The organism is Streptomyces sp. NPDC051677, assembly GCF_044453465.1.
In the GTDB taxonomy this organism is placed as follows: Bacteria; Actinomycetota; Actinomycetes; order Streptomycetales; family Streptomycetaceae; genus Streptomyces.
In genome coordinates this window covers 635495-649633 of record NZ_JBITCT010000001.1, presented here as the reverse complement: position 1 = coordinate 649633, position 14139 = coordinate 635495, and the positions used below count along the sequence as shown (strand labels likewise).

At 69.8% G+C, this 14139-nt stretch carries 13 protein-coding genes and 1 pseudogene; 7 read left to right on the top strand and 7 right to left on the bottom strand.

All coding sequences use genetic code 11. The features are described from left to right. Window positions 1–3: 3 nt before the first annotated feature. Together ACIBAF_RS02840 and ACIBAF_RS02835 are read right to left on the bottom strand one after the other, a co-directional pair. Window positions 4–1383, bottom strand: a complete 1380-nt coding sequence (locus ACIBAF_RS02840) for an ABC transporter permease (protein ID WP_399461283.1) — start codon at window positions 1381–1383, stop codon at window positions 4–6. Continuing rightward, on the bottom strand, window positions 1380–2321 hold the full coding sequence (locus tag ACIBAF_RS02835; RefSeq protein WP_399461282.1) for an ABC transporter ATP-binding protein: 942 nt from the start codon (window positions 2319–2321) through the stop codon (window positions 1380–1382). The genes ACIBAF_RS02840 and ACIBAF_RS02835 overlap by 4 nt, the downstream gene beginning before the upstream one ends. A gap of 934 nt (window positions 2322–3255) precedes the next feature. Between ACIBAF_RS02835 and ACIBAF_RS02830 the strand changes: the two genes are divergently transcribed. Beyond that, the gene (locus ACIBAF_RS02830) at window positions 3256–4557 is read left to right on the top strand and encodes an RNA-guided endonuclease InsQ/TnpB family protein (protein WP_399461281.1); all 1302 of its coding nucleotides are present in this window, start codon (window positions 3256–3258) and stop codon (window positions 4555–4557) included. 209 nt (window positions 4558–4766) lie between these two features. Further along, complete coding sequence (locus ACIBAF_RS02825; protein ID WP_399461280.1) at window positions 4767–5297, top strand: tetratricopeptide repeat protein; 531 nt, start codon at window positions 4767–4769, stop codon at window positions 5295–5297. A gap of 336 nt (window positions 5298–5633) precedes the next feature. Here ACIBAF_RS02825 and ACIBAF_RS02820 read toward each other — a convergent pair whose 3' ends face one another. Then, the gene (locus ACIBAF_RS02820; protein WP_399461279.1) at window positions 5634–5843 is read right to left on the bottom strand and encodes a DUF397 domain-containing protein; all 210 of its coding nucleotides are present in this window, start codon (window positions 5841–5843) and stop codon (window positions 5634–5636) included. Between the two features lie 364 nt (window positions 5844–6207). Beyond that, a complete protein-coding gene (locus ACIBAF_RS02815; RefSeq protein WP_399461278.1) occupies window positions 6208–6408 on the bottom strand; it encodes a hypothetical protein in 201 nt (66 codons plus the stop codon). Between the two features lie 508 nt (window positions 6409–6916). Between ACIBAF_RS02815 and ACIBAF_RS02810 the strand changes: the two genes are divergently transcribed. From ACIBAF_RS02810 to ACIBAF_RS02790, 5 genes and pseudogenes are all read left to right on the top strand, one after another. Continuing rightward, complete coding sequence (locus ACIBAF_RS02810; RefSeq protein ID WP_399461276.1) at window positions 6917–8131, top strand: helix-turn-helix transcriptional regulator; 1215 nt, start codon at window positions 6917–6919, stop codon at window positions 8129–8131. A 325-nt stretch (window positions 8132–8456) separates the two neighbouring features. Further along, window positions 8457–8972: pseudogene (locus ACIBAF_RS02805) on the top strand (transposase family protein). A gap of 16 nt (window positions 8973–8988) precedes the next feature. Further along, window positions 8989–9381 (top strand): hypothetical protein, encoded by a 393-nt coding sequence (locus tag ACIBAF_RS02800; RefSeq protein WP_399461275.1) that lies wholly within the window; start codon window positions 8989–8991, stop codon window positions 9379–9381. 25 nt (window positions 9382–9406) lie between these two features. Further along, the gene (locus tag ACIBAF_RS02795) at window positions 9407–9646 is read left to right on the top strand and encodes a hypothetical protein (RefSeq protein WP_399461274.1); all 240 of its coding nucleotides are present in this window, start codon (window positions 9407–9409) and stop codon (window positions 9644–9646) included. Between the two features lie 220 nt (window positions 9647–9866). Beyond that, a complete protein-coding gene (locus tag ACIBAF_RS02790; RefSeq protein WP_399461273.1) occupies window positions 9867–10550 on the top strand; it encodes a DUF4232 domain-containing protein in 684 nt (227 codons plus the stop codon). Between the two features lie 111 nt (window positions 10551–10661). Here the strand turns inward: ACIBAF_RS02790 and ACIBAF_RS02785 are convergent, their stop codons facing one another. The 3 genes from ACIBAF_RS02785 to ACIBAF_RS02775 form a co-directional block, all read right to left on the bottom strand. Next, window positions 10662–11315 carry a class F sortase gene (locus ACIBAF_RS02785; protein WP_399461272.1) on the bottom strand — a complete coding sequence of 218 codons (654 nt, stop codon included), beginning with the start codon at window positions 11313–11315 and terminating at the stop codon, window positions 10662–10664. 94 nt (window positions 11316–11409) lie between these two features. Next, window positions 11410–11811 carry a sortase-dependent protein gene (locus ACIBAF_RS02780; protein ID WP_399461346.1) on the bottom strand — a complete coding sequence of 134 codons (402 nt, stop codon included), beginning with the start codon at window positions 11809–11811 and terminating at the stop codon, window positions 11410–11412. A 171-nt stretch (window positions 11812–11982) separates the two neighbouring features. Continuing rightward, the gene (locus ACIBAF_RS02775) at window positions 11983–14097 is read right to left on the bottom strand and encodes a sensor histidine kinase (RefSeq protein WP_399461345.1); all 2115 of its coding nucleotides are present in this window, start codon (window positions 14095–14097) and stop codon (window positions 11983–11985) included. Window positions 14098–14139 lie beyond the last annotated feature (42 nt).

Below are 14139 nucleotides of genomic sequence, written 5' to 3'. Positions count from 1 at the left end.
GGACTATCCCTTCGAGGTGGTGTCAAGCAGCTCGACGTTGCCGTCGAACTGCCAGAGCGGGTTCGGTGCGTCCCCTGTCGAAGTCCGCACCAGGAAGTAGCCGTTCACTTCCTTCGGTCCGTCGCCGTCGGCCACGAACCGCCCGTCCGAGGTGATGTCGAGCTGGTAGACGGCGGACCCCGTGACCGACACCCCGGGGAGATGCCAGGTCACGACGCACCGCCAGTCGTTGCCCGGGCCCTCCTGGGCGGCCCGGCCGTCGCTCTTGGTGCACGCCGCCGCGGCCCGCAGCTCCGCCTCGGTGACGGCCGGGCGGTGGAGCTGCTCGGTCTGCATGCGGTAGAGGTGCGCGAAGGCCGTGGCGACCGACCGCTGCACCTTGCTCTGCCGGATCCCGGAACCCCCGGACGGGGTCGCCACGGCGACGACCGCGACCGTGAGGGCGAGCAGCGCGGCCGGCGGCAGGAGCCCGACGGTGATCGCGCGGCGCCCGGAACCGTCGTACGTCAGGTCGGTGAAGTCCCGCCGCAGGAACAGCAGATAGGCCAGCGCGGTCGCGAGGACCGCCCACACCAGGCCGACCGCGATGCCGATCAACAGCGGGCCGAGCTGGGTCGGGCTGGTGAACAGGCCGTTCCAGGCGATGAAGGCGTAGCCGGGCAGGGCGAGGCGCACGGCGACGGGCAGCGGCAGCATCTGGGCGAGCTGCATCGCCAGCGCGACGAGCGCGGGCAGCAGCAGGCCCATCGGGGACCGTCCCAGCAGCACCGACCCGAGCAGCCCGATCGCGGCGAGGGCCAGGGTCGGGGCGAGCACGCACACCCAGGCGAGGAGGACCTTCCCGGCGGCGTCCCCCGGCGCCAGCAGGTGGCCGTCGAGGCCGACCAGCGGCTGGTTTCCGACCGCCACGACCCCGCCGACCGTGCTGGATGCGGCCAGCCCGGCCACGAGCAGCAGGATGACGGTGAGGCTCGCCAGCGCCTTCGCCGCGAAGATCCGCCGCGGCGAGCGGACCGCCACCAGCAGATGGCGCCAGGTGCCGAGCCGGTCCTCGGCGGCGAACACGTCGCCGGCGACCACCGAGGTCAGCAGCGGAAGCGCCCAGGCGCCCGCGAACCCGAGCATCACCAGCGGTCCGGCCCACCCCGTGGCGTGCATCCAGCGGCCGAAGAGGGTGTCGGAGGGAAGCGTGCTCTGCCGGCTCACCGCGGCGACGAAGAGCGCCGGCGCGATCCAGCAGGCGAGGACCAGCAGGCGGATCCGCCACTGCGAGACCAGCTTGACCAACTCGAAGCGGTAGGCGCGCGGCACGGAGACGGGGGCCGCCCGACCGGCGGCGCCAGCACGGTCGTCGGCGCGCTCGTCCACTGCGGTCGCGGTCATCTGACGGCCTCCTGCTGATCGGTGAGGGCGAGGAACGCGGCTTCGAGCGGCGACACCACGGGGGTCAGCTCGCGCACCGCGATGCCCGCGCGGACGAGCCGTACGACGAGCTCGTCGAGGGCTGGCGTCAGCGCGCGCACGACGAGCCCCTCGACGCCGCGCCGGGCCCCGGCGTCGTCCACGACGTGGATCCCGGCCGTGTCGACGGCCTCCCGGCGGGCGGCCTCGGCGTCGGAGGTCACCAACCGGTAGTCGAGTTCACGGCTTTCGGCGGCCAGCTTGCCGAGCGGGCCCGAGAAGACCACGCGTCCGGTCGCGAGGATGGTGACCTCGGAGCACAGCGCCTCCAGGTCGTCCATACGGTGGCTGGAGAGCACCACGCCGGTCCCGTCCGCCGCGAGCCGCGCGAGGACACCGTGCACGTGCCGTTTCCCGGCCGGGTCGAGGCCGTTGGCGGGTTCGTCGAGCACGAGCAGTCGGGGCCTGGTGAGCAGGGCGGCGGCGAGCCCGAGCCGCTGGCGCATGCCGAGGGAGAAGCCGCGGGTCCGGTCGTCGGCGACATCGGTGAGCCCGACCTCGTCGAGCACGTCGTCGATGCCCGCCGTGCGCGCGTCGCCGCCGCGCAGCGCGGCCAGCGCGGCGAGGTTCTGCCGGGCGGTCAGCGAGGGGTAGAGGCCGGGGCCGTCCACGAAGCCGGCGACGCCGTCAGGGGCGGCGAGCCCCCGTCCGACGGGCGTGCCCAGGATCTCCAGTCGGCCGCTGTCGGCGACGGCCAGGCCCAGCAGCAGGCCGAGCAGCGTCGTCTTGCCGGCGCCGTTCGGCCCGACCAGGCCGTGTATCTGACCCTGCGCCACATCCAGATCGATGCCGTCGAGCGCGACGACGTCTCCGAAGCATTTGGTGATCCCGCGAGCCCGGACGGAAAGGAGGGTGTCCATGGGTCCCCTTTTTCGAAGGAAGGCGATCGCGCCTTCAGGGACCCTAGGGAATTCACAAAACGCAAGCAGCAACGATGGACTGAATGTTGCCGGAACGGCAGTCCATGGATTGCCCAGCGGCGACCCAGCATTGAGCAAAGCCGGACGCGTCGGGGGCCCGTCCCCGGAGCCTGCCGACCGGCTGCACGCGGTACCGAACGGCGGTTCCTCCAGGCGGACGGCGAATCGGGGAGGCGGTACGGCAACGAGCTCCCCCAGCGTCGGTCCCGACGGCGAGGAGGTCTCCCTCACGCTGCCCGCGCCGCCGACGCATCTGGCCAACGCCCCGCCCGGCCGGTACGTGCAGGGTCGCCCGCGTCATGGACCGTCCCCCGTGACCCCCAGCGCGGCCGACCTCCACAACCTGACGGCATACCCTGGTTCCGGAGTCGAGCCCCGCCACCCGGCGTACCGACAGTCGGCTCCGATCGGGCCGTGGTTCACGTGGTCACGCGCCGGATGGCCTGCGGCATTCGTTCGACTGTCGGGCCCGCTGAAGGCGAGAGCGCGTTGAACTGGCGTATGTACCCGGCCGGCGTCTCCGTCGCGGAGTTGATCGAGCGTGCGGAAGACGCCCATGCCCGGGGCGACTCGGTGGGTGCGGGGAACTGGTATTTCCACCTTGCCTGCCGGGCAGGGGGCCCGGTCCTTCAGGACCGGGGTGAATGCCCGCTCCCGCGTAGCGGGGCAGAGGCAGCCGAATCGCCGCCGAGGCGATTGGGCGTCCCGGGCGATATGGCGGTGAGGCCGGTCTCAAGCGGTTCGGTGGCGTCGGGCGGGTTGCGGGTGCTGTGGTCAGGGCGGGGGCGGATCGCGAAAAGATGCCGTTCACTCTCCCGGGTGATGGTGATCGAAACCGTGGGCGGGTGGGGAACTGGGTGGCTAGCTTCGTGGCATGGCACGTTTCCGGCTGTATCCGACGCCCGCGCAGGCCGGGCTGATGCTCACGCACTGCGCGCACGCGCGGTACGTGTGGAATCTTGCCGTGGAGCAGCATGCGCACTGGCGCCGGTGGCGTCGCAGTGCGCCCGGTTTCGCGGAGCAGTGCCGTCAGCTCACCGCGGCCCGGCGCGACAACGAGTGGCTGGGGTCCGGGAACGCGGACGTGCAGCAGCAGGCGCTGAAGGACTTCGCGAAGGCCAAGCAGGCGCGTTTCACGTCCGGGTTCGGTGAGCCGACCTGGCGTCGGAAGCATGTGCACGAGGGCTTTAGAGTCATCGGCACCGACCGCGTCCCCGAATACCATGAGGACGGCTCGCCGAAGCTGAACGCGAAGACCGGCCGGCAGGTCCTGGGCCGCTCCGTCGTCGTGCAGAAGCTCAACCGGCGGTGGGCCCAGGTCAGGGTGCCCGGCTGCGGCTGGGTCCGCTTCCGCCTCAGCACCACAGGCAGGGGCGCGCAGCTGCCCGACGCGAAGACGTTCCGGGTCACCTACCGCAACGGGCAGTGGCATGTGGCGTTCGCCGTCATCCCCCAGCCGGTACCAGCGCCCGCCGGGGGTGGGGTGATCGGCATCGACCGGGGGGTGACCGTCACCGCCGCCCTCTCCGACGGGCGGAAACTGAACTGCCCGCAGCTCACCGTCCGGGAACGGGCGCAGATCCGCAAACACCAGCGGCGCGCCGCCCGCGCGCCGAAGGGCAGCGAGCGGAAGGCGGCCGGGTATACGAGGGTCGCGAAGCTGAAGGCGCGGGAGGCGAACCGGCGTAAGGACTGGTGCGAGAAGACCTCGACCATGCTCGCCCGCAGCTACGGTCAGATCCGGTTCGAGAAGCTGAACATCCAGAACATGACCCGCTCAGCGAAGGGAACTGTGGAGCAGCCCGGTAAGAACGTGGCGCAGAAGGCCGGGCTGAACCGGTCGATTCTCGCCCAGGGCTGGGGCCTGCTGCGGCAGCGCACCGGGCACAAGGCGCCGGGCCGGGTCGAGGACGTTCCCGCTGCCTACACGTCTCTGCGGTGCAGTGCGTGTGGGTGGATCGAGAAGAAGTCGCGCAAGAGCCAAGCCGACTTCGCGTGTGTGTCCTGTGGCTTCACCTGCAACGCGGACACCAATGCCAGTCACAACGTCGCGGCAGGACAGGGCGGGATCCCCCGCCCCCGGCGCACAGCCGGTGCCGGAGGGACGACGCCGCCCACGCGGTCGAAGAACGTCCGTGAACCTCAACCCATTTGGGTTGGAATCCCCCTCTTTTAAGAGGGGGAGGATGTCAAGCGAAACGCCGTGGAGCCACGGGTGCGGCGGACCGGATCACGACCCTCGTCCCCGAGCTGGAGTCGGCTGTCGCCCATGGGGACGCTGATGCGAAGGCGCTGCTTGCCGCCGTTCCCCTTGACCGAGGGAGCGACCTGGACCGGGCCGCCCGTCTCTTCGGTGAGGCAGCCGACGCGGGTGTGGTGGAGGCCATGCGTGAATGGGGATTCATGCTGACCAACGGCGTCGGTGTGGAACGCGATCCGGTGCGGGCCAATGCCCTGTTCCGGAAAGCGGCCGAGGCCGGGGACGGTTACGCCGCTTTCAATCTCTCCGTCAATTGCTATCAGGGCGTCGGCGGCATGCGGAACTTCTGGGAGTTCTTCCGCTGGCTGCGGGTCGCCGCCGAGCTGGGAATCCCGGAGGCCTGCGCCGTGCTCGGCGACCAACTGGCCAGGAAGGGCAGCGACGGAGAGAGCCTCGCCTGGTACGTCAGGGCTGCCGAGTCGGGACATGCGCCCGCGATGTTCGCCGCGGCCGGCAGATACCGGGACGGCATCGGATGCGCGGCGGATCCCGTGCAGGCCGTCAGATGGTTCCTCACCATGCTCGACCGGAACAACGGCGACGGAGTCCACGAGGCGATCGAACTGGCCCGGTCCATGACGCCCGACCAGATCCGGGAGGCCGGGCGGTTGTCCGGCCGCGCATCCGAGGCGGAATCGCTGACGCGGTCCTCGTAAGTCTTGCAAGAAAGCTGCGGCGCCTGATCAAGCAGGTGGGCGGGGAATGGTGCGTCTGGGCGGACAGCCGAGTTGGGGGCGCCGGGCCCGTCCCGGACGGGGGCCGGGGTGGGAGTCTGCTCAGTGCTCAGTGCTCAGTGCTCAGTGCTCAGTGCTCAGTGCTCACGCGGTCGCGCAGGGGCGCGAGTGGCAGCGTTGCGCCACCACCACAAGCCCCTGCACGACGGCTGCGAGAGGCCGAAGTGCGCCCCGCACCGTGGACACCACGGCAGCCCGTTCTCAGGGTCCGTCGGGCATTCAGCGGAACAGCGGGGGCACTTGTTCACGGGACCTCTCTCAGGCGCTCAGATCGAACTCTCCGGCCTTGACGGCTGCCGTGAGCGTCACCCACTGCTCAGACGTCATGGTGACGATCGTGTCGGGACGCTCGCTGTCCCGCAATGCCACCGTGCCGGGCACGTTCACCGCCACCTGGGGACAGTTGCCAACTTTCTTGTCCCGGCAGGCTGCCGCACTGAAGAATTCGAATTCGGGGATTTCGCTCATGGTGCTTATCCCTTCGCTGAACCACTTCGGGGAATCGGTCCCCGTACCGTCATGCAACCCGTTCCGGCAGACGCGATAACTCACCTGCCGGAACGGGGGCTTCGGCGCTGTCCATGCGTATCGCGACGCCCCGGAGCGGCAGCCGTCGGGGTGTGGTACTCGGTTCAGGATTTCGCCCTCTTGGCGTACGGATGGCAGTGGCAGGTGCAGCGTGGCACTAGAACGATCCCTGCTTCACCCGGTAGCGGAATGTCCTCGGTTCGGCGGCAACTGCTGTGCAGATCCTCGTATTCCGTGCGTTGCGCGAGCGCGCATTCTGCGGACATGGTCGACGGGTCAGCGTCAGGCCTGACAGTTGACCGCGTCACAGTTCCCCCCGGCTGCGCCTGTTTACTTCAGCCAGTTTGGTGCGCAGTATTTCCGGACGGCTCTCGCAGCGCGTGCACGCGCAGGGCGGGTATTTCTGGCCAACTTCCGCCATCTGTACCGGCTTTACCGTGTGCTTTTCGCGCACGGGTGTCCGGACGCCCGTTTCCGGATTGATGCGGTACACCGAAATTGTCATCACCGGGCATCCCTCCAGGGGTCTGCCTGGTCGCTTGTGCTGGCCTTCCTGGGCGAGTCGCCCAGGCGCTCGACGTAGGGCCGGACGGGAGCGCCTGTGTGCTCCCACGGTTCGGGCGGGAACCAGTCGGCGCGCGGCGCGTGCCGCTCCCTGCGCTCCCTGCGGGCGACGGCCGGTCGCGCACCCCAGGCGTCCGGCGAGAGCCGCGCAGGGGCCGCCTGGGGCGCTGCCTGCGGTGCCGCCGGTCGGCTGTGCCTGCCTGGTGTGCGTCGCCCGCGTAAGGCCCCTCTCACCCGTTCGAGGGTTCGTGATACCAAGTTCATGACTGCCTGCTCTCTCAGGTGGTCCATGCCCCCGGCCGTTCCAGCGGTGCGGGGGTCCTTGCGTCTGGCCACGCTGCCGCGCGGCAGGCGTGCTGCACCACGGCAGAAGTGCCGCATTTAGGCGGCAAGTTGGCCGCACGCTGTACCCTGACCAGGGAAGACAGCACCCCGGACGGAGTACCGGAATGGCAGGGAAGCGGCAGCACCTCGTGCAACGCCGGAAGGCCAGCGGCTACACCCAAGAGCAATTCGCGGATGCCTTGAAAGTCGACCGCACGACTGTGCAGCGTTGGGAAAAAGGCGAGGTTGATCCGCAGCCGCATCAACGGCCGAAAATGTCAAAGCTGTTGCAGCTCACCTCTAAAGAGCTGGACGAATTGCTAACGGCGGACATTCTGCCCGTTGCTTCGGCACCCGGTTGGAATGTGCCCGCACAACCGGCCAACGACGATGAAATGGCCGCTTGGGAGCTGGCTCGACGCGTTCAAGCAAGTGACGTTGGATCGACGACGCTTACACGTCTAGAGCGCGCTTTCGATGACCTTGCTACGGCTTATCCGGTTGCGCCTCCACGCGAACTATTGGAGCGGGTGCGGCAGCACTCTGCATATGTCGTGCACCTACTCGATGCGCGCAAGACGCTTGCGGAACATAGGCGTCTGCTGGTCGTCGGGGGTTGGCTGTCTCTGCTCGGCGCAACTCTCCATATCGACTTGAAGCAGGAGCATGCGGCAACGGCACGATTGCAAGCGGCGGTCACACTTGCCCGACAGGCGGAACACCCCGAAATCGAAGCATGGTGCTACGAAACCGACGCATGGCGCGTATTGACAGATGGCGAATATGCACAGGCCCTTGAACTGTCCCTTGCCGCGCAAAGCGTCGCGCCTGCGGGAACTTCTGCCCTAATTCAGGCGACCGCCCAGGAAGGGCGGGCACGCGCCAGGCTAGGCCACGAAAAGGAGACGTACGCAGCGATCGAAAAAATCCAGAAGATGGCTGCGAATCTAGGCATCCCGGAGCGTCCCACGGAGCACCACTATCAATATGATCCGGCAAAGGCGCTCGCCTACACCGCGACAACTCTCGCATGGTTGGGCGACGCTGCCGCAGAGCCGTACGCGCGCGAGGTAATCGCGCGCCTGAGTCCATCCAATGATGTCACCAAATGGCCTCGCCGCGTGGCCTCCGCGAACATCGATTTGGCTCTAGTGCTCCTCGCAGGTGACCGACTAGACGAAGCCTGCCACTCCGCCCAGAAAGCCATACTGAGCGGGCGCGTAGTCCCTTCTAACCACTGGCGAGCGCTAGAAGTCGTCAACGCGGTTGAGGTTAGACAACTGCCGGAAGCATCCGACCTGCGTGAAGCATACGAGGGCTTGAAGGCGATCGAATCCTAGGCAACAGCAAGAGAGGCTCTCGGGTAATCGTGCGTCTGCGAATTACCTAGGGATCATTTTACCTGTTTGCTGTGCCTGATTAAGGGTTGTCCCGTAAGCGATCTCCGTGAATTTCGTGACCAATGGCCCTGTCTGCTGGTCGGGATGTGCGGCAGACTGGGCCAGCAGACAGGGTTGAGTGGGAGGGCACATAGAACACATCAGTGAGCCTTTTCCAACCTGGCTGCGGCGGTGAGGTACTGGAGGTTGCCAGCTGTACGGAACGACGAAGCTCCTGGTGGACGGGATCTCCACCAAGATCATCCGTGTCCGCCAGGAGCTTCGCGTGCTTGCCTACCCCTCGTCGATCGAGCTGTCCAGCGGCACCCTGCGCTACCTGACCGCGGCTCCGTGCCCGGCAACGAAAGATCGGGACCCGGTGGCGACGGCTACCTGCCGACCGTCAGGCCCTGCTCGCCCTCGCCCACCTGCGGTGCGGGGACACCTAGGTGCGGCTCGCCGCCGGGTTCGGCATCGGCGTCGCGACCGTGTACCGATACATACGTGAGGCGATCGACGTCCTGGCTGCCGCCGCGCCGACCCTGACCCAGGCGATGAAAACCGTACGAGCGAAAGCCTTCGTGATCGACTGCTGTGGGCCTCGCCGGCATTGCCCGGCTCGGCCCATGACCTGACCGCCGCCCGGCGCCACGGCAGCACCCACGCCAAGATCCGCGGTCTCGGCGAACAGGCCATGGCCACCCTGAAGGGCTGGCGCCTTCTGCGGAAGCTCCGCTGCAGCACCAACCGGATCACCGACATCGTGAAGGCCGTCGTCGTCCTTCACCACACCTCAACCTGAGGTTAGAAAAGACTCCATGAGTTTTGACATCTTCGTGTGCCGGTTCGAGAACGGTGAGCTGGCACCGCTGGACATGGGTGCCGCGCACGAGGTCCTCGACCCCTATGCGGTGGCGCGGGACCCCGAGACGGACTTCCTGCTGGTGAGTACGGCGGAGGGGGAGGAAGCGGGCGTGTACTTCAACAGCCCGACCGGCATCACCTTCAACCGCTTCGGAGGGGACGGGATCATGGACCTCCTCGCCGTCCTGCTACGTCAACTGGATGCCGTGCTCGTCGTCCCTGGCGGGCTGACCATGATTCAGCGGGACGAGGACCGCGAGCTTCTGCCCGCCTCCCTCAAGGACGAATGGCCCGTCGTCGTGGCCCGTAGCGGCGCGGAGATCGAGCAGGCGATCCGGGCTTCCTGAACGAGTGGGCAAGGGGCCGTCCCCGGTGCGTGTCACCGGGGACGGCTCCGTCGTCTCCGCGCGGGCGCAGGCGCGCGGCCAGTACGCCTCCGCCACAGCAGCTGTGAAGCCCGTTTTCGTCCTTCACCACGCCCAACCTGAGGTTGGAAAAGGCTCCATGACGCCCGACCAGATCCGGGAGGCCGGGCGGTTGTCCGGCCGCGCGTCCGAGGCGGAATCGCTGACGCGGTCCTCGTGCGCCATGCAGGAAAGCAGCGGCGCCTGATCAACGCAGGTGAGCGGGGAATGGCGCGTCCAACTGCAAGGCGCCGAACAGCGGGGGCGAGCTGCCGCAGGGTGAGGTTCGTCCGCCGGTACGCGGCCACCCGTTGACACCTGATGTGACATCAGAACACTGCGGTTACAGGCCTGTTGAGATTTCACCCATACTGTGGTGATCAACACCGCGCTCGTCAGCGCACCTCATGCAACGGAGAAACACCACGATGCGTCTGCTCCACTCTGCCACCGCACTCGCCGCCACGTCAGCGCTCGCCCTGACGCTCACCGCCTGCGGAAACGGCAGTGGCAACGACACCTCGGGCGGGCAGCCGTCCACACCGACGTCCGCGTCCTCGGCCACTGCCGCCGGCAGCGCCACGGCCGAGAACGCGGGCGCCACCAAGGACGCGGACAGCAGCACCGGTAGTGGCAGCAGTGCCGCGGGCAGCAGCACCGGCGGCGGTACGGGCACCAGCAGTGACGGCACCGGCGCGGACCGCTGCCACACCGCCGGGCTGGGCTTCTCCTTCGGCTCCGGCGATGGCAAGGTCAGCAGCTCGGACGACCAGCAGCAACTGCCCGTGGTGCTGAAGAACAAGACGTCCGCCGCGTGCACCATCCAGGGCTTTCCCGGGGTCGACCTGAAGTCCTCCGGGGGAAGCTGGTCACTGACCCGCAGCAGTGCCACGCCCAAGAAGATCACCCTGGCCGCCGGCAGCAGCGCGACGTTCACCATCGCCTTCCTGCCGTGGACCCAGGGCAGCGGCACCGAGTTCAAGGCCACCTCCGTCGTCGTCACCCCGCCGAACGAGACCACCTCGACCACCCTGGCCTGGCCCGGCGGCAGCGTCCTGCTCCAGGACGGCGCCACGCATCCCGGCACCTACACCGGCCCCGTCGGCAGCTGAAGACCTGGCGGCTGCCGTGCAGTCGCCGACCGGCACCGCCCAGGCCCTCGCCGCCCTGGCGGCCCGCCTTCGCCTGGGCTGAGCGGGGCGGCCGGCCGGGTTCGGCTCAATTCAAGTCAGCGTCGCGTAGACGATGAGGTTGTTCACCGGGTGACCCTGGGCGTCGAAGTCGCCGTCACAGGTGATCAGCCGCAGCGCGCGGTCCTGGGTGGGGCCGTAGACCTTCTGGGTGGGGAAGGAGGTCTTGCTGACGCTCTCGGTGCCCGTGACCGTGAAGTGCGCCGACTCTCCCCGCACGTCGGTGACGGTGATGTCCGCACCCTTGGCGATCTTGTGCAGGTCGTGGAAGACGGCCTTGCCGAAGCGGGTGTCGTTGTGCCCGATGATGACGGCCGCACCGGGCTCGCCGGGCAGGGAACCGCCGGTGTACCAGCCGGCGGTCATGCCCTTCTCGGCCGGCGGGACCTCGACGGCGCCGTCCGTGGCGAGCCCGAGCTCCAGCAGCGAACTGGTGATCCCGAGCGAGGGGATGGCCACCTTGGCGGGGGCCGCGGGCCGCCCGGCCACGGCAGTGCCGCCGCCGGCGGGCACGCGGGCCCCGGCGGCGGACGGGGCGGACGCGGCGGACGTGACCGGCGCGGCGGGCTTCTCGTCGGCGGACGAGCAGCCGGTGAGCGCGGTGAGGGCCACGGGCACGACGAGGGCGAGGCGGGCGAGGGCCGGCAGCGTGCCGAAGCGCCGTACCGGGAGGGGTGCAGGGGACACGACGGACTCCAGAACAGGGGTGGGTGCAACAGGCGATGGCGCCGCCCGACGAGGGACGGCGCCACAGGTGTGTGCGGTCGGACGGCGGGCCGGATCAGCCCTCGCGGCGTCCGGCGGCGCGACGACGGACCACGAAGGCGCCCGCACCCGCGAGCAGCAGGGCGCCGGCGGCCGAACCGGCGACAGCGGTGGTGTCGGTGCCGCCGTCCTTGGTCACGGCCTCTCCGGCGTCGACGCCGCCACGCGGCATCCTCTTCGCCTCCTCGCCCTTGCGGGCCTCGGCCACCGCAGCCTCCTTGCGCTTCTGCGCCGCGTCCTCCTCCACCTTCTTGGCGAGTTCCTCCTTCTCCTTCGCCGCGTCCGAGTCGTCGGTTCCCGCGACGGCGCTCGCCGACGGGACCACGTCGTCGGCGAGCGCCGCGGTGGCCGGGGCGAGCAGGGCGCCGGCCGCGACGGCGGTCAGGACGGCGAGACGCAGGGTGAGACGGCGGGGCATGCGGGACATGTAGGACTCCAGTTCTGGCCCGGCCTCGGTGGCCGCGGGCATGACCGAAGACTCGCGACCACTTGTGAAGAACCTGTCAGAGCACCATGGTCATCGCATCAGGGTGGTTTCAGGAGGTGGTTCGGGCGGTTCAGGAGGTGGTTCGGGCGGTTCAGGGGTGGCTCAGGGTCGGGCGGGGCCGTCGGCTTCGGGGCCGGGCAGGGCCGGCAGCCTCAGGGTGAAGACCGAGCCCAGTCCCTCGGTGCTGACCACGTCCGCCGTGCCGCCGTGCGCCTCGGTGAGCTTGAGGACGATCGCCAGGCCGAGCCCGCTGCCGCCGGTGCTGCGGTTGCGGGACTTCTCCGCCCGCCAGAAGCGGTCGAAGACATGCGGGAGGTCGCCCGCCGGGATGCCGCTGCCGGTGTCGGCCACCTCCACGGCCACCTCGTCCCCGGCCTTGTTCACGTACGCGCGCAGCGTCACCCGGCCACCGGGCGGGGTGTGGCGTACGGCGTTGGAGAGCAGGTTGCTGACGGCCTGCCGCAGCCGCACCGGATCGCCCTCGATCAGCGGCGGAGCCGACGGCGGAGACGACGGCGCAGGGGTGTCCGGCGGCGCGGAGACCCGCAGGGTGACGCCCGCGGTCTCGGCCAGGGCCTGGTGCGCCGCGGCGACCTGGCCGAGCAGGTCGTCCACGCGCACCGGCTCCAGGTGCAGCCGCAGCGCGCCCGCGTCGGCCGCCCCCAGGTCCTGCAGATCGTTGATGAGGTGCTGGAGCTGCACCGCCTCGTCGAGGAGAGAGGAGACGAACGCCGGGTCCGGCTCGGCCAGCCCGTCGTGCGCGGCCTCCAGCCAGCCGCGGATGTTGCTCAGCGGGGTGCGCAGCTCGTGGGCGACGTCGCTGACCATCGCCTTGCGCTGTTCCTCCAGCCGGGTGCGGTGCGCGGCCATGTCGTTGAACGCCGCCGCCAGCCGACCGATCTCGTTGTCCGCGCCGACCGGCACGGGCGCCGAGTCCAGTCCGTCCCGCATCCGCTGGGCGGCGCCCGTGAGCGCGTGCAGCGGGCGGACGAGCCGGGCGCCGGCGATCATCGACGCGCCGACGGTGAGGGCGAGGACGAGGGCCGTGACACCGGCGATGCGTGCGGTGCTGGCCGGGGAGAGGTCGAAACCGGGCACGCTGACGGCGCCGGGCCCGTCGATGAACAGCAGCGCGGGCGCGGCGACATACGCCGTGAGCTGCTCGCGGCGGGCGCTGCCGACACAGGCGGCCACGGCCCGGTCGTACCCGCTGTCGCGCGCCTTCCTCGGGCTGTCCGTCGGGCCGTCTGTCGCGTCGTCACTCCTGCCGTCGTCCCGGCCGGCGGCCGCGGCCGCCTCCCGGTCTTCGGCCGCCTTCCGTCGGAGCATCTCCTCGTCGGTCATGCCTTCGGTGACGCCCTCGGTGATCCCGGTGTCGGGCACGGGGACGGGCGCCGACGCGCCGACGTCCGTGCCGTCCTGCCCGTACCCCCGCTCCCAGGACAGGCCCAGGTTCAGTTTCACGCCCGTGCGGCCCTGCCGCTTCAGACAGGAGCCGGCGAGCAGTTCGAGCGCGCGCAGGGCCTTCTCCTCGGTCGGGGTGGCCTCGGCGGCCCCGCTGATCGCCAGACACTTCAGCTCCACGGAGCGGTCGGTGGCGTCGCTCACGAACTGGACCCGGGGCCGCCCGCTCGGGCTCTGGACGACGTCCGCGGCGATGCCCGCCTCGGCGAGGCACCCCACGCTGCGGGCGGTGGCCCTGCGCAGGTCCGCCCGCTCCTTCGCGGGCAGCAGGAACGGCCCCACGGCCCGTGGATCGACCCGGTCCGCGCCGACCGGAACGGCGTCGGGCACCAGCACGGTGTCGACCGACAGCGGGTCGACGACCGCCGACGCCTGCGACGGCAGCGAGGCGGTGGACGAGGCGGACGAGGACGAGGCGGACGAGGACGAGGCGCCGTCGGCGTGGGCGGAGTCGAGGAGGGGGCGCCGGTCCTCGGTGGTCAGCACGATGCGGCGGCCGGACTGCTGGGCCAGTTTCCGGACGGTGGCCTCGGCGCCGGCCCAGTCGGGATGGCCGGCCGCGTAACCCAGCAGGGTGTTGTAGATCTTCGCGTCGGCGCTGAGGTTCTGCCCCTGTTCCTGGCGGATCGCGACGGTGGTCGTCTGCACGGCGAGCCAGGCGGTGGCGGCGACCGAGCAGAAGGCCACCAGCGCCGACACGGTCAGCAGCCGCCCGAGCAGGCTCCTGCGAAGCGGCAGCCGCGCCCGCCCCACCCGACCGTCCTGCTTGCCACCCTTGCCACCCTTGCCACCCTT

Bases quoted from the DNA above. Each gene is read 5' to 3' on its own strand.
- ACIBAF_RS02780 (WP_399461346.1), bottom strand. From the start codon at position 11,811: ATGCCCCGCCGTCTCACCCTGCGTCTCGCCGTCCTGACCGCCGTCGCG.
- ACIBAF_RS02800 (WP_399461275.1), top strand. From the start codon at position 8,989: ATGAGTTTTGACATCTTCGTGTGCCGGTTCGAGAACGGTGAGCTGGCA.
- ACIBAF_RS02840 (WP_399461283.1), bottom strand. From the start codon at position 1,383: ATGACCGCGACCGCAGTGGACGAGCGCGCCGACGACCGTGCTGGCGCC.
- ACIBAF_RS02825 (WP_399461280.1), top strand. From the start codon at position 4,767: ATGCGTGAATGGGGATTCATGCTGACCAACGGCGTCGGTGTGGAACGC.
- ACIBAF_RS02815 (WP_399461278.1), bottom strand. From the start codon at position 6,408: ATGACAATTTCGGTGTACCGCATCAATCCGGAAACGGGCGTCCGGACA.
- ACIBAF_RS02835 (WP_399461282.1), bottom strand. From the start codon at position 2,321: ATGGACACCCTCCTTTCCGTCCGGGCTCGCGGGATCACCAAATGCTTC.
- ACIBAF_RS02790 (WP_399461273.1), top strand. From the start codon at position 9,867: ATGCGTCTGCTCCACTCTGCCACCGCACTCGCCGCCACGTCAGCGCTC.
- ACIBAF_RS02810 (WP_399461276.1), top strand. From the start codon at position 6,917: ATGGCAGGGAAGCGGCAGCACCTCGTGCAACGCCGGAAGGCCAGCGGC.
- ACIBAF_RS02820 (WP_399461279.1), bottom strand. From the start codon at position 5,843: ATGAGCGAAATCCCCGAATTCGAATTCTTCAGTGCGGCAGCCTGCCGG.
- ACIBAF_RS02830 (WP_399461281.1), top strand. From the start codon at position 3,256: ATGGCACGTTTCCGGCTGTATCCGACGCCCGCGCAGGCCGGGCTGATG.